Annotated in this window: 15 protein-coding genes; 5 read left to right on the top strand and 10 right to left on the bottom strand. The window is 36.5% G+C overall.

From position 1 onward, the window contains the following. Position 1 precedes the first annotated feature (1 nt). On the bottom strand, positions 2 to 1,300 hold the full coding sequence (gene lysA / locus ACS3UD_RS14945) for a diaminopimelate decarboxylase (RefSeq protein WP_308138847.1): 1,299 nt from the start codon (positions 1,298 to 1,300) through the stop codon (positions 2 to 4). Between the two features lie 170 nt (positions 1,301 to 1,470). Here lysA and ACS3UD_RS14940 point away from each other — a divergent pair, with 170 nt between their 5' ends. From ACS3UD_RS14940 to ACS3UD_RS14930, 3 genes are all read left to right on the top strand, one after another. After that, complete coding sequence (locus ACS3UD_RS14940) at positions 1,471 to 3,540, top strand: sigma-54 interaction domain-containing protein (RefSeq protein WP_308138848.1); 2,070 nt, start codon at positions 1,471 to 1,473, stop codon at positions 3,538 to 3,540. Between the two features lie 183 nt (positions 3,541 to 3,723). Beyond that, positions 3,724 to 4,932 carry a MalY/PatB family protein gene (locus ACS3UD_RS14935; RefSeq protein ID WP_308138849.1) on the top strand — a complete coding sequence of 403 codons (1,209 nt, stop codon included), beginning with the start codon at positions 3,724 to 3,726 and terminating at the stop codon, positions 4,930 to 4,932. Further along, positions 4,933 to 5,445: a GNAT family N-acetyltransferase gene (locus ACS3UD_RS14930; protein ID WP_308138850.1), complete on the top strand. Its 513-nt coding sequence runs from the start codon at positions 4,933 to 4,935 to the stop codon at positions 5,443 to 5,445. A 122-nt stretch (positions 5,446 to 5,567) separates the two neighbouring features. Here the strand turns inward: ACS3UD_RS14930 and ACS3UD_RS14925 are convergent, their stop codons facing one another. The 3 genes from ACS3UD_RS14925 to ACS3UD_RS14915 all read right to left on the bottom strand — a co-directional run bounded on the left by ACS3UD_RS14925 (position 5,568) and on the right by ACS3UD_RS14915 (position 7,469). After that, positions 5,568 to 6,200, bottom strand: coding sequence for a LysE family translocator (locus tag ACS3UD_RS14925; RefSeq protein ID WP_308138851.1), 633 nt, complete (start codon positions 6,198 to 6,200; stop codon positions 5,568 to 5,570). 12 nt (positions 6,201 to 6,212) lie between these two features. After that, a complete protein-coding gene (locus ACS3UD_RS14920; protein WP_308138852.1) occupies positions 6,213 to 6,653 on the bottom strand; it encodes an Lrp/AsnC family transcriptional regulator in 441 nt (146 codons plus the stop codon). Between the two features lie 240 nt (positions 6,654 to 6,893). Next, positions 6,894 to 7,469, bottom strand: coding sequence for an N-acetylmuramoyl-L-alanine amidase family protein (locus ACS3UD_RS14915; protein WP_308138853.1), 576 nt, complete (start codon positions 7,467 to 7,469; stop codon positions 6,894 to 6,896). Between the two features lie 220 nt (positions 7,470 to 7,689). On the opposite strand from ACS3UD_RS14915, the gene ACS3UD_RS14910 reads away from it, so the two are divergent. Together ACS3UD_RS14910 and ACS3UD_RS14905 are read left to right on the top strand one after the other, a co-directional pair. Further along, on the top strand, positions 7,690 to 8,817 hold the full coding sequence (locus ACS3UD_RS14910) for a LuxE/PaaK family acyltransferase (RefSeq protein WP_308138854.1): 1,128 nt from the start codon (positions 7,690 to 7,692) through the stop codon (positions 8,815 to 8,817). Further along, entirely contained in the window at positions 8,814 to 10,106 is a 1,293-nt protein-coding gene (locus tag ACS3UD_RS14905) for an acyl-CoA reductase (RefSeq protein WP_308138855.1), read from the top strand. Before ACS3UD_RS14910 ends, ACS3UD_RS14905 begins: the two co-directional genes overlap by 4 nt. Before the next feature lie 106 nt (positions 10,107 to 10,212). Here ACS3UD_RS14905 and ACS3UD_RS14900 read toward each other — a convergent pair whose 3' ends face one another. The 6 genes from ACS3UD_RS14900 to ACS3UD_RS14875 form a co-directional block, all read right to left on the bottom strand. After that, on the bottom strand, positions 10,213 to 11,568 hold the full coding sequence (locus ACS3UD_RS14900; protein ID WP_308138856.1) for a transglutaminase-like domain-containing protein: 1,356 nt from the start codon (positions 11,566 to 11,568) through the stop codon (positions 10,213 to 10,215). A gap of 41 nt (positions 11,569 to 11,609) precedes the next feature. After that, positions 11,610 to 12,740 (bottom strand): glycerate kinase family protein, encoded by a 1,131-nt coding sequence (locus ACS3UD_RS14895; RefSeq protein WP_308138857.1) that lies wholly within the window; start codon positions 12,738 to 12,740, stop codon positions 11,610 to 11,612. 70 nt (positions 12,741 to 12,810) lie between these two features. Further along, positions 12,811 to 14,076, bottom strand: coding sequence for a UDP-N-acetylglucosamine 1-carboxyvinyltransferase (locus ACS3UD_RS14890; protein WP_308138858.1), 1,266 nt, complete (start codon positions 14,074 to 14,076; stop codon positions 12,811 to 12,813). Between the two features lie 98 nt (positions 14,077 to 14,174). Next, the gene (gene yycI / locus ACS3UD_RS14885; RefSeq protein ID WP_308138859.1) at positions 14,175 to 15,023 is read right to left on the bottom strand and encodes a two-component system regulatory protein YycI; all 849 of its coding nucleotides are present in this window, start codon (positions 15,021 to 15,023) and stop codon (positions 14,175 to 14,177) included. A gap of 13 nt (positions 15,024 to 15,036) precedes the next feature. Then, positions 15,037 to 16,428 carry a hypothetical protein gene (locus tag ACS3UD_RS14880; protein ID WP_308138860.1) on the bottom strand — a complete coding sequence of 464 codons (1,392 nt, stop codon included), beginning with the start codon at positions 16,426 to 16,428 and terminating at the stop codon, positions 15,037 to 15,039. A gap of 9 nt (positions 16,429 to 16,437) precedes the next feature. Beyond that, entirely contained in the window at positions 16,438 to 18,237 is a 1,800-nt protein-coding gene (locus ACS3UD_RS14875) for a HAMP domain-containing sensor histidine kinase (RefSeq protein ID WP_308138861.1), read from the bottom strand. Positions 18,238 to 18,302 lie beyond the last annotated feature (65 nt).

Here is an 18,302-nt window from a genome sequence, read left to right as displayed (position 1 = left end):
TTTAGTTTAGTGATTCTGGAATCACTTCATTAGCTATCATATGGTCGTAACTTTGCCTTTTTACTATTATGCAGGATTTTCCGTTTTTAACGAGCACCGTTGCCAAAAATGGATTCTTGTTATAATTGCTTGACATGGTATATCCGTATGCCCCTGTTGAAAACACTGCAAATATATCTCCTCTTTCAGCAGGAGCTATTTTTGCATCCTTTATGAGTATATCTCCTGATTCACAGCATTTGCCGCATATTGTAACCACGTCAGTCTTTGCCTCTTCCGCTTTATTCGCTACTATTCCCTCATACTTAGCCTGGTAGAGAGCAGGTCTGATATTATCCGTCATACCTCCGTCAACAGAAACATATTTTCTTATACCTTTTATATCCTTAACGGTACCTATTGTGTACAATGTTATACCTGCTTCACCCACAATGCTCCTGCCCGGTTCAATTACAACCTCAGGTCTTACAATCTCCATATTCTTTGAAAATTCTTCAATTTTTTTCATCATAGGGTCAAGAAAATACTCATAGGACTTTTTATCGTCAGCATCTGTGTATTTTATTCCAAAACCACCGCCGATATTTATTTCCGGTGTAGTATAACTATATTTTTCTTTAGTATCTTTTATTAACTTTAATGCAACATCAAGAGCTTTTAAATGAGACTCATTGTTATGAAGCTGAGACCCTACATGAAAATGAAATCCCATAAAGTTAACATATCTTGAATTTATTGCTTGTTCAATTGCGGGAAATATAACCTCGTCATCAAGCGGTATGCCGAATTTCGAGTCTTTTTTACCTGTAACTATATAATCATGAGAGTCACTCTTAACGCCAGGAGTTATTCTATACAATATATTCATTTTTTTGCCTTTTTTGCTGCATATCTCTTCTATAAGGCTCAACTCATCAAGTCCATCGACTATTATTCTTCCTATATTGTATTCAATCGCAAGCTCCAATTCTTCTTCGGATTTATTATTTCCATTAAATTCTATTTTTTCTGGCGGAAAATCAGCCTTGATTGCCGTATACAATTCCCCCCCGGAAACAACATCCATGCAAAGTCCCTCTTTTTCGATTATTTTGCACATTGCCAAGGTCAAAAAAGCCTTAGCAGCATAGGCGGCTCTTGTTCTTTTATATCTGCCCAAAAATGTTTCTCTTATTTCTCTGCACTTATTTTCAATTGCATTTTCACTCATTACATACAAAGGCGTACCGTATTTTTTTGCCAACTCAACCGTATTGCACCCGTCAAAATAAAGCGTGTTATATTTAATGTCTTCTATCATGTCTTCTCCTCAAATTTATTAAAAAAATATTTTTTTATTAAATATAATATATAATTAATTTTATTGCAATTATTATGCCAAACAAAATATTTTGATATAATTTATATTTTTAACCATAATCTTGACATATATTTAAAAAAGCTTTAACATTAAAGCACAGTTAAGAAAGGGTGATAGCCATAGTAAGGAAAGCAGCCATTATTACATTAAGCAAAAATGCTTCATTGTTTTACAAAAGCATATTTAAGAAGCTATTTGGCAATTTAATCAGTATAAGCTGTTACAGCGTACTGGACGGTTCCGTCAACAAGATAGATAAAGCAGACATATTTATCGTATCAACCGATGCCTTTGACAGCATAAACGACTGTGAAAAATTTATTCCCCAAAATGTTCCTAAAATTGAGCTGAATGTTGAATTTACAATTCAAAACATTGATACATTAATGAAAATCCCTAAGGGAACCTGCGCCTATTTTGTAAATCTGAGCGAAATAATGGTGCGGGAATGCATAGCCAGGCTTTCGCAGCTTGGTGTAAACCACATCAATTTTATTCCATGCTTTCCCGGGTCAATACCGGGCAAAAGCTGCAACCTTGCAATAACTGCCGGAGAAGGTCGATATGCTCCGGATGAGGCTGAAAACATAATAGATTTGGGAGATCGTATTCCGGATACTAATACAATAGTAGAAACCGCGCTACGGCTTAAGCTGGACTATCTATTGGAAAAGGAACATTTCAAAGAATATTTTAATTCCATAGCAACCAGCAATTATAACTTCAATCAAATTTTTGGGCGCTCCCTCAACATGGAAAGCCAATTTGAAATACTGATGGAAATAATAGACGCAGGAATAATTGGAGTAAATGAAAGCGGTACAGTTATATCGTATAATTCAAAAGCAGCCGAAATAACGGGAATAAACCAAAAACAAGTGATAAACAAATCCGCAAGATCCTGCCTGCATTTCCTGCCATTCGCAGAATGTAAAACAACAGAAAGGAAAATCACAAACAGGCTGGTTAAATTTAAGGATGTTGACATCAATGCCACCATCGCTCCTGTGATTAGGGGAAATAAGTACATAGGCGCATTTGCAACTATACAAAAATTTACAGAAGAAGAATATAAGCAGCATAATTTTCGAATGCAGTTGTTAAGTAAGGGACATACGGCAAAATATACCTTTAATGATATTACAGGGGAAAGCGACTCAATAAAAAGAGCCTGTGCCATAGCAAAAAAAATGGCAAAAAATAATTCCGCCGTGCTTATTACTGGTGAGAGCGGAACAGGAAAAGAGCTTTTCGCTCAAGCAATACATAATGAATCTGATAGAAACAACAACCCGTTCATAGCAATTAACTGCGCAGCCATGCCTGATAATCTGCTGGAAAGCGAGCTTTTCGGTTATGAGGAGGGAGCCTTTACAGGCGCCCGTCGAGGTGGAAAGCTGGGACTTTTTGAATTTGCACACAAGGGTTCCATATTCCTGGACGAGGTTGAAGGTATGAGCCCGGCGCTTCAAATCAAGCTTCTGAGAGTTCTTCAGGAGAGAGAAATCATGCGCGTCGGCGGAGACAGAATTATAAGTGTCGACGTAAGAATAATTGCTGCGTCAAATGAAACTTTGGAAGATCTCGTAGCAGACGGAATCTTCAGAAGCGATTTATATTACAGACTCAACACTCTTCCCATAGAAATACCTCCGTTGAGGGAACGGGGCGGAGATATCATGCTTTTATTTGAAAACATTAAAAAAGAATTGAACGGGCGTTTTACGCTTTCGGCAGAGGTCAAAAATGCCTTCATGGCACATGACTGGAAGGGAAATGTACGGGAGCTTCATAACTATGTTGAATACTTAACATATCTTGATAAACCTTATATCAGCTATGAAGACCTGCCTAAAAGCTTCCACAAAAGAATTACCCCGCTTAAAAGCAGAGGGCATGATAAAGACTTAGATGTAAGTCTCCTTAAAAAAATAGCAGGCAATAAACTGGATGACTACACACTTGTATTGGGCATACTTTACGATGGATATAAAAGCAAAAAAAGCCTGGGAAGGCTGTCCATAGCAGAAAAAGCCCAGAACTCCGGGCACTACCTGACCCAACAGGAGGTTCGAAGCATATTGTATGATTTAAGCAATCTCGGCCTTGTTAAAATATCTCAAGGAAGAGGCGGAAGTAAAATCAATGATAAAGGTATAAGGGCATATAATAACTTGTAACCTATGTCTAATCACCGGTTAATTGGTTAAAGCTTAATTCACTTTAACCAATTAACCGGTGAGCATTATTATAATAATGTTACCTTCAAACACTAACGGACAAAAAATATATTGTTCGGCTGGCATGGTTTATGCAATCAATATTTACGCAATTAAGCATAAAAATATTGAAAGGAAAGTGCCATGAAGTATGATTTTGATAAAATAATAAACAGAGACAACACATTTTCAGTAAAATATGAAGAAAGAATTAGGAATTTTGGAACTAACGACTTAATCCCACTGTGGATTGCGGATATGGATTTTGAAACAGCTAAGCCTATAACCGAAGCAATTAAGAAAAGGGCCGCACACGGTATTTACGGATATGTTTCAAAACCTGATTCTTTTTTTCAAGCATTCTGCAATTGGCAGAGCAGAAGAAACAACTGGGACATAGACAGAAACCTGGTAAGCTTCAGCCCGGGAGTTGTCCCTTCCCTGTCTGTCATAGTCAATGAGTTTACGGACATAAATGACAAAGTGTTGATCCAGACACCCGTATATCCCGAATTTTATGATGTAGTTGAAGCATGGGACAGAATTGTGCTTGAAAATAAGCTCCTTGAAAAAGACGGAGTATACTCAGTGGACTTTGAAGATTTCGAAAACAAATTGAAGCATGGAACAAAACTGTTCATACTTTGTAACCCCCAAAATCCTGTAGGAAGGGTGTGGTCAATGAAAGAGCTTCAAAAAATGACCGACCTGTGCAACAAATATAATGTGCTCATCGCGTCAGATGAAATACATGCCGACCTAATGCTTTGGGGAAACAGGCACATACCCACAGCTACAGTTTCAGAAAAAGCCGGTAAAATTACAATTACCTGCACCTCCTGCTCAAAAACTTTTAATCTTGCAGGGCTTCAGGCATCCTTTGCAGTATTTCCAGACAAAAATTTAAAAGACAAATTTGATAAGTTCTGGAAAAATTTAGAGATACACCGCAACAACTGTTTCAGCATTGTCGCAATGGAAACAGCCTATAGCGAAGGTGAGGAATGGCTGAAACAGCTCATACCATATCTGGAGAATAATATAAACTATGTAAGAGAATTCTGCAAAGCTAACATTCCACAAATAAAGCCGTCAAAACCTGAAAGCACATACCTAGTTTGGCTGGACTGCAGAGATTTGGGATTGAGTAACGAAGAGTTAAATGATTTCATGATAAACAAGGCACACTTAGGGCTTAATTCTGGAAATAATTTCTCCAGAAGCCTGTCAGGATATATGAGGATGAACATAGCATGTCCCCGCTCTGTATTAGAAAAAGCTATGAAACAGCTTGATTCAGCTGTAAATAATTTAAACGGAGGCATAAAAAGCAAATATACAAGAGGAGAATAAATGAAAGAATACTGTATTGATAATTTAAAAATTGAAGTAAATAATGCTGTTCCAGATGATATCGATTCAATCACAGCTCTGGAAGCCGTATGTTTCCCTGCTGCGGAAGCCGCATCGAGAGATTCCTTTAAAAAAAGGATTGCCAGGTTTCCTGATAGCTTTTTTGTTGCGAGGATTGACGGCAAAATAATAGGAATAGTAAACGGGTGTGTAACAAACAGCGATGTAATTTACGATGCCATGTTCCACGACGACAATGAACATATAAGCGACGGAAGCATTCAAACCATATTTGGACTCTTGGTCCACCCAGATTATCAGCGAAGAGGAATAGCAGCATTATTGATGAACCACATGATTGATATATCAAGAAAAAGAGGAAAGAAAGCCGTCATTCTTACATGCAAGGACAAACTAATTCGCTACTACGAAAAATTTGGATTCATAAACAAAGGTAAGTCTGAATCCAGTCACGGCGGTGCCGTATGGTATGATATGTACCTAGAATTATAGAAATATCAAGTCATTTTTTAACACATAATAGTATGCTACTTAATGCGGACAGGAAAGTCATTATAAAACTATCCTGCCCGTATTTTAAAATCATCAATGCTTAGTCTATATTAAATATAGACTTATAGAGCAACCTCGTCTTTACGCTTTTTTCGCAAAAGCCTTATTCCAAAAAATATTAAGAATATTCCTACAGTCACATTCAAAATTCTAACAACCGCCGATGGCAAAAAGCTGCTCAACATACTTCCCATGACAGCTATTACTGTTAAGAAAATTATTGTAGCCATAATACAGCCTACAGCAAACAAAAAGAGCTGTTTTTTGTTCCATTTGTTTTCCATCATTTGTGTTGAAAACATACTGCTCCAAAAAACAATGGTTAATGGATTTGATGCTGTCAGCAGTAATCCTTGAATAAACAAATTTCCGCTTGATGCACTTGAGAATAATCTAATATTGGGCAGTAGAGATAAATCAAAAGCACTCGCTATTGTATTTGCTCCAAACAAAACCAGCACGGAGCATCCTACCATCTTTACAACTGCATTTACCTTTTCTCTATTGATAACAGCGGCAACACCTACACAGGATAATGCGATGTATAAAGCATCAATAAGCGTTATTGCAAAAACAAGGTACAAACTGTAAAAAACTCCATATAAAGCTGACGTATTAAATACCATCAAGCACATTGGACCAACAGCAAATTGCAGCAACATTCCAAATTTAAGACCCTTAATAATCATAATCATAGCGCAGCCTCACTAAAAATTAATTTCTTCTTTTAAAGTAATAAGTGTAATAATGGTGTTTGAACCTGAAATACCTTTAATTTTCTTTAGAGTCTTCGACAAAAAATTTTCCAAAGCCTGTGTATCTTCTACGGCAACCTTTAACAAATAGTCATATCCACCTGCAACATGATGACATTCTAAAACACAATTATGCTTTACAATTTCATTTCTAAAACCATCAATATTTTCCGTTTTATCTATATTAACAAATACAAACGCTAAAAGATATTTGCCTATTTTATTTCGATTTATCTTAATAGTATATTGTTGTATTATTCCTGATTGCTCCAACTTTCTAATCCGTTCAGCGACAGCGGGTATAGATAGGTTTACTTTTTTGCTAATTTCAGAGGCAGACGCCCTTCCGTTTTCTTTAAGATTATTAAGAATAGCATAATCAATCGAATCCATATTCAACACTCCTTTTTAAGATATTTTATCAAATTTTTAATATAAAGTATATATTTTACATAAATACAATAAATTATTAAGTTATTTAAATTATATCTTAAAAATAAAAAAGTTTATACCCCCGTTTTTTGCCTGCACCTTCAAATCAGAAAGCTGCCTGCAGATATTTCATAAAAAGATATAAACAATTAACTTGTGCCTTATATACTACTTATTTTTATGATTATGATGAAACGTATTTTAAACGGATTCAAAACCGAAATAGTTCAGAATACCTACATAGATACTATAAGCAATTCTCCACTGCTCATCTCTTATTATCTGTGCATCATGATAATTGGTCAGATATCCCATTTCCACAAGAACAGCCGGCATGCTTGTTCTGCGCAAAACGTACAATGACCGATTTTCTCTTATTCCGTTGTTCCTTAAATCTGTATAGTAAGTAATTGCATTCAAAATGTTTTGAGCAAGCCAGTTCGCCTGTGTACCATACTGATAAATATACATTTCCGCTCCGTTAATGTTTGGATTTTCATTTGCATTTGCATGAATACTAATAAAATAATCAGCAGGCCAACTGTTTGCCATTCGAACACGCTCCGCTAAACTTGTCGTATTATTATAACCTAAAACCGTAGTGGGTGTAGGTCTTGACAGCATAACTTCAAACCTCGGGTCATTTTCCAGCAAATAAGCCAGATACAGTCCGACTTGGTAGGTTATATCCTCCTCTACAAGCCCGTTTCCTCTTGCACCTGTGTTATGATGTCCAGTTGGATTATGCCCCTGATCTACAAAAATTTTAATAGCCAAAAAATCACTCCCTCACAATTGTACTGCTAATATATTATTCATGTTATTATATATAAGTTCCACAATTGTTTTTTGCTTTACATCTGTAAAAAATCCTGTGTTTATTTTCCACCCTTTTACACTGATGCGCCTGTGTGCTCTTTGACTTTAATACTTTGATATGGTACTATGAAAGCAATATAAAGAGCCTCAATAAAAGCATGAAAAAAGGCGGTGTAAAATGAGCTTCGGTCACAGACTTTTCTTTCAAAAAAATATTTATAATTTAAAAGATACAGACAGTCTGTTTCATAATGCAATTTTAGAAAATATAAATCACCACACGAATAATTGTACTGACTATGCAAAAATATTGTCTCAACAAGGTTTTTCAATTAAAGATGTTAAAACCATAGAAGATATATATATAATTCCACCAATACCAACACTGTTTTTAAAAAACCACACACTTTATTCTTCTCCTAAAAATAAGCTAATGCTTAAATCAACTACATCAGGCACCAGCGGAAAGGTAAGCGAAATGGCTCTTGATCTGTCATCGGCATGGCGGGGACTTGGCATGGTTCTGGGAACATTTTTTACGAATAAATTAGTATCGTTGCGTCCTACAAACTATATAGTCCTTGGGTATCAGCCGTCTAAAAGGAATAAAATAGGCGCGGTTAAAACCGCCTATGCGACTACATATGCAGCCCCTGCTGTACACAGAGAATATGCGCTGAAGGATAACGGAACAGATTATGTGCTCAATATGGACGGCATTAAAAATGCTTTAATTCGCTATGAAAAAATGGGACTACCTGTGCGCTTCATGGGATTCCCTGCATATTTTATGTTTTTGGTGAAAGAACTGCTAGAATCAGGTATCAAGCTTAAGCTTCATCCTAAATCCCTTGTAATTTTAGCAGGTGGATGGAAAAATTTCTTTACTGAGGAAGTGGACAAAGATACTCTGTATGCAATGTCAGAGAAAGCTTTGGGGCTTGGAGAAGACAATATCAGGGAATTTTTCGGTGCCGTGGAGCACCCGATTGCATACTTTAACTGCCCCAATCATCATTTTCATGTTCCAATATATTCAAGAGTAATCATTCGTGATTTAAATATGGAGCCTGTCGGATTCGGAGTGCCGGGTATGCTAAATCTTATCACTCCTATGATGACAAGCATGCCGTTTGTAAGTGTTATGACTGACGATTTGGCAGTAATGCATCCCGGCGAAGAATGCGGCTGCGGAATCAGTTCCCCGTATTTTGAAGTTCTCGGGCGCGTAGGCCTAGCGGACATTAAAACATGTGCAGCAAATGCTTCTGAACTGCTGGACATAAAGAAGGGCGGTGCAGTATGAATCTTGTAAATGGCAAGTTTATTGATTCAAAAGAATGCGATATAGTACTTGATAATCTGGAGCAGCATATTATTGATACGTTAAATAAGGAAAGATTGAGTACCGAAACAGTTGTTAATGCCTGTGACAAGCTTGTAACAGACTTGGATGAAGAGTTCTACATCAAAGCAATGTCTAATCTGGGAATTGACGAGTCATTGGGTAGAAGCTATATAGATGAAATGCGGAGGTTCTTCTGCAAAGAAAGCCTGCTGCACCGAATGAAGTTAGAATTAGGTGATACTCTTGGCAGCCCGTATTCATTTAATCCCATGCATAAGGAATTTACCGTTACCAGACAAATTTTACCCCTAGGTGTTTTACTGCATGTCGCTGCCGGAAATGCCGACGGATTACCGGCATTCAGTGTACTTGAAGGCCTTTTGACCGGTAATATAAATATTTTGAAATTACCTGCGGCAGAGGGAGGTATATCTGCACACTTGCTGTTTGAACTTATAAAAGCAGAACCTGCACTGGCAGATTATATTTATGTTTTTGATTATTCCTCGAAAGACATTGAACATATTGAAAAACTAATTTCTGTTGCAGACGCTGTGGTTGTATGGGGAGGAAGAGAAGCTGTATCTGCTCTTCGAAGACTTATTCCCCCAAACACCAAGCTTATTGAATGGGGACACAAAGTAAGCTTTGCCTATGTTACGAAACAAGGTATGGCACAAAACAAACTTGAAGGGCTTGCAAAAAACATTGCCGAGACTGGACAATTGCTGTGCAGTTCTGCACAGGGAATTTTTCTTGATACTGATGACATGAATGACATATATGAATTCTGTGATAGGTTTTTGCCTGTTTTAGATTATGCGATTAATAAAAACGCTAAAAAAATCGGAATAGGAATAAAATCTCAGGTTGCCCTGAGACTGTATGCAGAAGAACTGGAAGGCATCTATAAAGACAGCCGAATATTTAAAGGCGACAGTTGCAGCTTGATTGCATATCCGGATAAAATAATTGACACATCCATTCAGTTCGGTAACCCGTGGGTACGACCGCTTCCTCACATAGAACTGCTGTCGGCTCTGCGTCCATATAAAAACTACCTGCAGACGGTAGGTTTGGCTTGCGACCAATCAGAATTGCATCCTCTGTCCCATATACTTTTCAAAACCGGTGTTGTCAGAGTGTGCCCGTGTGAAAACATGTCCCATACATATTGCGGAGCACCCCATGACGGAGAATTTCCACTAAGACGCTATACTAAAATTGTTGATATTGATACAGATTGATTTAGTTAAAAATATCAACGTTTTTAAGCTAACTAGCTTTGCATTTTTTGTTGTTGAAAAACAAACAGCTCAATGATAATGGTTCATTGAGCTGTCAAATTGATTCTTATAGTTTTTTCATTTCTATTAATTCGTACTCCGCTTTAAATTCTTCTCTTCTTACTTCCTTATTTTCATATTCACACTCACCGACCTGATTATCATATGGATCATGGCGCCAAAATTTTTTAGGCGGATCAAATTCATGCTGGAATTCCGAATTTGCAACCATTCTAAATGGATCCAGATTTCCAAAATAAAAGTTCCACTTTTCTTTATTTCCTTTTCTCAGTGCTCCGCCTCCAAATGATGGATCAGCATATAACCAGCCATACGGTGCAACATAGAACTGTGCCCAATCATGTGGACCTATATGATACGGTGTTACAGCAAGCCCCGACTGCCATCTGGCAGGGATACCTGAGTATCGGCAAAGGGTTATAAACAACAGAGCCTGTACGCCGCAGTCTCCCTTTAAATTTAGCGCGCAGTACTCAGGGATATTTGTTATTGTAGAATATGCTCTCATAAATGAATATTTTACATTTTCTGTAATATAATCGTAGATTTTTCTAGCTTTTATCAGCGGATTTGTTTCGTCACCTACTATTTCCCTTGCAAGCTCGGCTATATAAGGAGTAAACATAATATGCGGTTCAAGCTCCTGCGTATCAAAACCCGGCTGATCCTTTGATACCTTTGAAGCATCAAGATCATTATACTTTAAATGGCTCTCATATGAATATTCAACAGAAAATTCACGGCTTTCTTCTAATGATGTCTCAAAATATGCAGTCCTGCTGGGATAGTTTTCGTCAGCAATATACTTTGCCTCAGGAACAGTTTTTATTATTTTTATGTTTGATTGCTGGCAATTAATTGGCAGCGGCATGTGAACCATGATTTTTCCGTCTTTTCTCAGCGCTTCATCCTGCAGTTTCAATGTTGTCTTCATATGTATGAAATACGAAGATTCTTTGTTTTCCCTTGTTTTCCTTATATTTTCGTTCAGAAAATCTTCTCTTTCTTCTCCGCTTTCCTGCTTATTTATTAACCTCGCTTCAAGATCAGATCTCGTTTTAATTAAAGTGCCGAAAAAGCTGTCGTTAAAATAAACCTGACCGTCTACTAATATCCAGTCTGCCTGACCATCTTCCTGAAGCTCCGTAAGTTCTTCTTTTGTGAAGTTCTCGATATTGTCCTGCATTTTTTGAAGAGCCTGCTCAAATGTATACGTGTATTCTCCCTTAATAGTTCTAAGAATTTCCTTTTCAATCTCAAGCCTTTTTCTCATAGCAGTGGGAATTTGTTTTTCTAAACGCCTGTCTATTAATTTTTGTGCTCCTGCAAAATCACCGTTGCATTTCAGCTTTAGAATGTCCTCAGGTAAGTTTATTTTTAAATATTTCAAATCCTTTAACATTTTTTGCCCCCTAAATTTATAATATTTGTCATGGTAACTCGTTATTTAATACTCTTAATGAGCCTTAACACATTGTCTATAGTTGCTTCAAGATTTTCCTTGCTTTTATACCTACTTATCTGAAAGTCATGAGGAAGCCTGTTTATTGTAAATACTGATGTTACCCCCATTTTAAAAGCTTCTTTGATATCTTCCGTTCCTCCTGAAATTACTGTAACCGGCACATTGATTTTTTTAGCTCTTCTTGCAACTCCTATTACAACCTTGCCTCTTAAGCTTTGAGTGTCAAAATTCCCTTCACCTGTAAAAATCATATCTGCATCAGAAATTACATCGTCAAAATGAACCGTATCAAGCACTGTTTCTATTCCCATCTGCAGCCTGGAATCAAAAAATGCTATCATTCCGGCTCCCATAGCACCGGCTGCCCCGCCTCCGGGAACATCTTTTAAATCCATCTCCAGATCCTTATTTATTACTTCGGACAAGTTTCTTAATCCTTCATCCAATTCTTTAACCTTTTTATCATCTGCTCCCTTTTGCGGTCCAAAAATATATGCTGCTCCTGTCTCCCCGTACATTGGATTGTCAATATCACACATAGTTATAATTTCAATGTTTTTCAATAATTCCGACCGGTGGGACATGTCTATTTTTCTGATTGATTTCAAGCTGTCACCCACTGGTATAAATTCTTTTCCGCATTCATCAAAAAACTTAACACCGACAGCGGCAGCAGCACCGCACCCTCCGTCATTAGTTGCAGAGCCTCCAAGGCCGACAATTATTTTTTTGCAGCCTTTTTTTGCTGCGGATAAAATCAGCTGTCCAACTCCATATGTGGTGGTTTTGCCCACATTCTTCCGGTCCTCCACAAGAGGGAGCCCCGCACAGCTTGCCATCTCAATGACTGCTGTTTCTTCCCCGCTTAGCAGACCGTAGTATGACTTCATATCTTCAAAATATGGATTTTTAACCGACTCATAAACCTTATTGCCTCCTAATGATTCCAAAAAGCAATCTACACTGCCTTCACCTCCGTCAGCAACAGGTATTGATACTACACTGCACTTCGGGAAGTGATGGTTAATAGATTTTTCAATAATATTGCAAATTTCTTTTGAACTTAAGGTACCTTTAAATGAATCCGGTATCAGCACTGCTTTCTTCATTGTCCACCTGCCTAATATTCAAAAAGCCTCAAACATTTACGTCTGAAGCATTTTTTTCTATCTTAATATATTACTCATCATCCTTGACTCTTTTCATTTTTGCGCCTAGGTTCATAAATTTATTTTCAATATGTTCGTATCCTCTGTCTATATGACGTATTTCTTTAATTTCTGTTAATCCGTCAGCCATAAGTCCTGCAATTATCATGGCTGCTCCAGCCCTCAAATCGGTGGCTTGTACCACCGTTCCCTTTAGGTGAACCGCTCCTGTTATATCTGCCTTCGTTTTAGTAAATTCGATATTTGCTCCCATCTTCTTAATTTCATCCACATACTTAAATCTATCCTCGGATACCCCTTCGACCACGGTGCTTTCTCCATTTAGAGATGAAAGCAGAACCGTCATCGGTTGCTGTAAATCTGTTGGAAATCCCGGATAAGGAAGAGTTTGAATATTTACCGGTGTAAGTTCTTTTTCATAAAATACTCTCATTGAATCGCCATATTCCTCGATTCCCATTCCCATTTCTTTCAGTTTTGCCGTTATAGGCTCAAGATGCTTAGGAATTATATCATCTATAATAATATCTCCCTTTGTAGCTGCTGCAGCAATCATATAAGTGCCTGCCTCTATCTGATCCGGAATTACTCTGTATGTGCAGCCTGTAAGTTTACTGACACCGTTTATTCTTATTACATCGGTTCCTGCTCCTTTTATATCAGCGCCCATTGAATTTAAAAAGTTTGCCGTATCAACAATATGGGGTTCTTTTGCAGCATTCTCGATTATAGTTCTTCCTTCGGCATACACTGCAGCAAGCATTATGTTAATTGTTGCTCCAACACTTACTACATCAAGATATATTCTTGTTCCCACAAGCTTTTCGGCACACACATTAATTCGGCCTTCCGGAGTTATATCCACAGTTGCGCCCAAAGCCTCAAACCCTTTGATATGCTGATCAATAGGCCTTCTGCCTATTTCGCACCCTCCCGGAAGCAGCGTAGATGCTCTTTTAAATCTACCCAATCCTGCTCCAAGCAGATAGTACGAAGCTCTCATTTTTTTGGATAAACCATTTTTTAAATAGCATCCTTCTACTCCTGATGCATCAACAGATATTGACGTGTCATCAAGAAATTTCGCATCTGCCCCCAATTCTGAAAATATTTCCATAAATACATTAACATCCTCTATCTTAGGCACATTTTGAATAGTGCACTTGCCTGGACATAGCAGGGTTGCCGGAATTATTGCAACAGCCGCATTCTTAAATCCTCCGATGTTAACTTTACCCTTTAATTTAGTTCCGCCTTCTATAACAAATTTAGACATAAACAATTCCTCAATTCTTTTTTTATGTATAATCAGTATATGATACTAGTAAATTTATTTAATAATATAATATAATTGATAAATTTTCAATATTTAAGTCAATCAATATCATAAGTATTGATGCCTGATAAGTGCTTGTAAGTTCCGTCGTTAAAAATAACTTTCCACACAGGATATGAATTTATTCCTGATATCAACTGCCAATTCTCATCTTCCGCACTATAATATGTCATTTTTATTTCCATGATTTCCTTATCACTGACATCATTAAAGGATAAAAGTCTCGGCAATGTTTCTGCGGCTGAAAAAACACGTATTTTTTCAGCTGTTTCTTTTGCAGTCTCGATATTTTGCATTTCAAATCTATAAATTCCTTCTTTATCAAAATAAAAACGCATATATGAATTATCTAGACTGAATTCATTATATTTTTTTGTATAAACAACTATTGAATAATCCTGGCTGATATACCTGAAGCTTTCTGAATATCCTTCTGCATTTATTTTTTTATTTTCTATAAATGTATTGATTTTTTTATCTATGGTCTCTTCATAGCTGATTACGCCGTCAATTTTATCTCTCACAACATAGTTAAGTTTCTTGCCGTCATTTATCTCAAGTATCTCACCTGCGTCATTTTTGTAACTGGTAACATCTTCAACAGCCTGCATTCCCGGCCCCAAAAAGCGAGTCAACAGTTCATCGCTAACATACAAAATCTCATATTCTGTTCCCAGTGTTGGCAATACATATATTTCATCAGGCAGCTCACATTTAACATAAACATTTCTTTCGCTCAAAATGCTTTCAACATTTTCAATAAATTCCAAATCTGTATTAACATTGTATTCTTCAGAATAAACATCACTAAAGGAAGGGCTTAATAAAAAAATATTTAAAACTATAAATGCTGCAATTAATACTGTATTTGCTTTATTCCAATCCATATTTCAACCGCCTTTACTGCCATTCTTCTATTAGCTTGCCTGTTATGGCATTAAATATATAGCTTTTGTCCCCTACCTCTATAACCCATACTACTCTCAGCGCCTGATCTTTTGATACTCTTGAAATATCAAAGTATCCCAGATATATATTGCTTATATTTTTTATCATGTCTCTCTTTAGCGGCTTAAGCTCTGGTATATCCTCAGGGTTCCTAGGGTCTGATTCTTCTTCAAGATTGCTGACAATAACATCCACTGCTGGAATGGGAGTTTCAATTTTTTCATTCATTTGAAACTCATCAATATCCCTTATGAATCTCTTATATGAAATTACACTGTCACCAATAACATCGATTTGCAACGCGGAATTCTCCCTGACTCTGCTGAAAAGTATCGGCCGTTCCAATATCTTGTATGAAAAAATATACCTGAACCCATAATTCCCCTCATATTCAATATTTTCAACACCACTTAAATAGCCATCCTTTGGAAAACCCAGAAATTCATTGGTAAACTCTACAGCTCTGATAAAACTGTCATATACATCAGAAGAATTCTCCAGTTCCTCTGTAGTATCGTAAAAATCCAACAGTCCTTCAGAATTTATCTTTAAAACTTTTTCAGTTCTGTACATAAATACAGTATTGCCGCTTACCTCTACTGACTTTCTTACATAATCGTATCTTCCCTTAAAATAGTTTTTAGCGATTTGATTTATCGTATCAGTATCAAACACATCCAGCTCTGACTGAACAAAAACAGGAGTTTGAGCTGTAGTTTCCAAGGGTATGGGAACCTGAATTGTTTCACCATTTATTTTTTGCTCAAATGCATAGTCAGTTTTATTTTCAAAATCAAATTGCTTTACAATATTTGATATTTCACCTGTATTAATGTTGCTGCTTTCAATTTTGACCGTATTCTCTCCATTATAGATATAAATTGCATTTGTATTTTCTAAATCTATGATTATGTTCTTAATGTTTTTAATTCTAAATTGAATATCCTTGTTTTCAATCTTCATTTGGCCTAAAAATATTTCAACAGGAATATTTGTACTAAAATCAAACTTCAGATATTGAGACGGAAACGCTGCAGATTCATTGATCGACGAAGCATTAAAATTATTAAACGCATCATTTATAACGTATACTGATTTTCCCCATATGTCCTGCTCATCAGAATACGTTATAGTATAATTATCCTTGTATTTAATTACATTTTTAATTGGCCTCACTACATCCCATATATCAGCAGCCGCAATTTCCTCCTGTTTGGTATCCTCTCCCGTTTCTCCCTTATATTTGATAAAGTCAGGCAATTTCAACCACACATTGCTGCTAAGATAAACACATACCAGGACCATTGAAATTAATATTATATTTTTAATTCTTTCCTGTTTCATGAATACCTCTTAACTGTGCTCAGGAATTGTTATTATGATTTCAGTTCCCTTTTTAGCTTCACTGTTAACTGTTAATTTACTGTTGTGCGCTTCAGCAATCTGTTTAGCTATAGACAGCCCAAGTCCTGTTCCGCCAAGCTCCCTTGACCTCGCCTTGTCAACACGGTAAAATCTTTCAAAAACCCTTAACTGATCTTCCTTAGGGATTCCGATTCCATCATCCTTTATAGATATATTTATTTTATTGCTGTCTCTGAAAGCATCTATCCATACATTGCCCTTTTCAGGTGTATATTTAACTGCATTACCTGCAATGTTAAGCAATATCTGTTCAAATCCGTCCCTGTCAAACAATACAAATATATCATCTTGAATGTTTCCAAGATGCATTTTAATATTCTTGTTCTTTGCTTGAATATGCAACTTCTTAGCAACCTGACCAAGCATTTCTCCAACGTTAATTTTTTCTTTTTTCCATTTTGTCTGCTCGTAATCCATTCTGGATAGTCTAAGCAAATCACTAACCAGTCTTGACATACGGTCGCTTTCAGAGTTTATTACATTCAAGAAATCTTCTGCAATTTGCTTTTCTTCCAGCGCTCCGTCAAGCAAGGTTTCCGCATAGCTTTTAATCGTTGTGATAGGTGTTTTCAACTCATGAGACACATTTGCAACAAATTCTCTCTGAAGCTTGTCGATTTTATATTGCTCTGTAATATCCTTAAAGACTATTATGACACCACCGATTTCATTTTGGTTATTCATAAACGGCGCATAATCTACATTATATGTTTCTCTGCCTTTCTCCAAAATTTCGGTGCCATGGTAATTTTTATCCTTTAAATTCGATAAAACCATATCTTCTTTTATATTCTTAACAACATCGTCATATTTTTCTTCAGTCTCTGACAGCAGCAGAATTTTTTTAGCAACAGGATTGGCATGAATTATATTGCCGTTAATATCCACCGTAAGCACCCCGTCTGCCATGTACTTAAATGTGGTTTCCATTTTACTTTTTTCCTGCTGCAAACTTGATATTGAATTTTTCAATTCATCAATAAGGAAATTAAACATTGAACCAAGCTGGCCTATTTCATCGTTTGACTTGACATTTACCTTCTGATCAAAGTCTCCCTGAGACATTTGTTTTGCCTTAAATGTAAGCTCCTTGATAGGACCTGTAATGCTTGATGACAGAACAAGACCCAGAAATATAGTAATTGTCAGGGCTATTATGGTTGCCTGTGTCATAATTTCCATCGACTTTTTAACCGTATCATAAATATATTCAATATTATTGGTAATATAAATGTATCCTTTAATATTTCCGTCCATTTTAACGGGATATGACATGTGATAGAAAATTGGGGTTTCTGTATCTCCTTCAACCTCTTCGTACTGGTTGGGCGGTACAGTATATTGAGCAGTTCCGGTTAATGATTTAACAAAAATATAATTGTTTATAGATGTCGTATTAAATGCGCTTTGTCCTATTATATCTTCGACACTTCCGGCTATTATTGTTTTTTGTTCATCATTTAAAATAACATACAGGTTTTCATTATAACCTATTTGAATGCTTCGGAAATTCTCTTGAATTTCATCGACATTTTCGCTCCATTCTTTTGTCTTTAGCACTTCTGACGAATATATAATGGATTGTATTCTTTTTTCCATATTTTTTCTGCTCATTTCCATCTGAATGTCCTCCAGCTGATGGACAATATAAATTCCTACTATGGACATAGAAAGGAATACAAGCAAAAAATAAATTAAAATGAATTTCCATTTAATACTTTTAAACATAAATTCTCCCCGCAGGATATCGCAGTATTATCATCACCGTAAAAATTTCTCTGAGATAGTAAAGC

Source organism: Sedimentibacter sp. LTW-03 (genome assembly GCF_052059825.1).
Lineage (GTDB): Bacteria > Bacillota > Clostridia > Tissierellales > Sedimentibacteraceae > Sedimentibacter.
Note: the sequence above shows the minus strand (reverse complement) of the source record. Positions and strands in the feature narration are given on the sequence as shown.

Excerpts from the sequence above, each read along its gene's own strand:
- lysA (WP_308138847.1), bottom strand. The coding sequence starts at position 1,300 with ATGATAGAAGACATTAAATATAACACGCTTTATTTTGACGGGTGCAAT.
- ACS3UD_RS14935 (WP_308138849.1), top strand. The coding sequence starts at position 3,724 with ATGAAGTATGATTTTGATAAAATAATAAACAGAGACAACACATTTTCA.
- ACS3UD_RS14930 (WP_308138850.1), top strand. The coding sequence starts at position 4,933 with ATGAAAGAATACTGTATTGATAATTTAAAAATTGAAGTAAATAATGCT.
- ACS3UD_RS14925 (WP_308138851.1), bottom strand. The coding sequence starts at position 6,200 with ATGATTATGATTATTAAGGGTCTTAAATTTGGAATGTTGCTGCAATTT.
- ACS3UD_RS14920 (WP_308138852.1), bottom strand. The coding sequence starts at position 6,653 with ATGGATTCGATTGATTATGCTATTCTTAATAATCTTAAAGAAAACGGA.
- ACS3UD_RS14910 (WP_308138854.1), top strand. The coding sequence starts at position 7,690 with ATGAGCTTCGGTCACAGACTTTTCTTTCAAAAAAATATTTATAATTTA.
- ACS3UD_RS14905 (WP_308138855.1), top strand. The coding sequence starts at position 8,814 with ATGAATCTTGTAAATGGCAAGTTTATTGATTCAAAAGAATGCGATATA.
- ACS3UD_RS14900 (WP_308138856.1), bottom strand. The coding sequence starts at position 11,568 with ATGTTAAAGGATTTGAAATATTTAAAAATAAACTTACCTGAGGACATT.
- ACS3UD_RS14895 (WP_308138857.1), bottom strand. The coding sequence starts at position 12,740 with ATGAAGAAAGCAGTGCTGATACCGGATTCATTTAAAGGTACCTTAAGT.
- ACS3UD_RS14890 (WP_308138858.1), bottom strand. The coding sequence starts at position 14,076 with ATGTCTAAATTTGTTATAGAAGGCGGAACTAAATTAAAGGGTAAAGTT.
- yycI (WP_308138859.1), bottom strand. The coding sequence starts at position 15,023 with ATGGATTGGAATAAAGCAAATACAGTATTAATTGCAGCATTTATAGTT.
- ACS3UD_RS14880 (WP_308138860.1), bottom strand. The coding sequence starts at position 16,428 with ATGAAACAGGAAAGAATTAAAAATATAATATTAATTTCAATGGTCCTG.
- ACS3UD_RS14875 (WP_308138861.1), bottom strand. The coding sequence starts at position 18,237 with ATGTTTAAAAGTATTAAATGGAAATTCATTTTAATTTATTTTTTGCTT.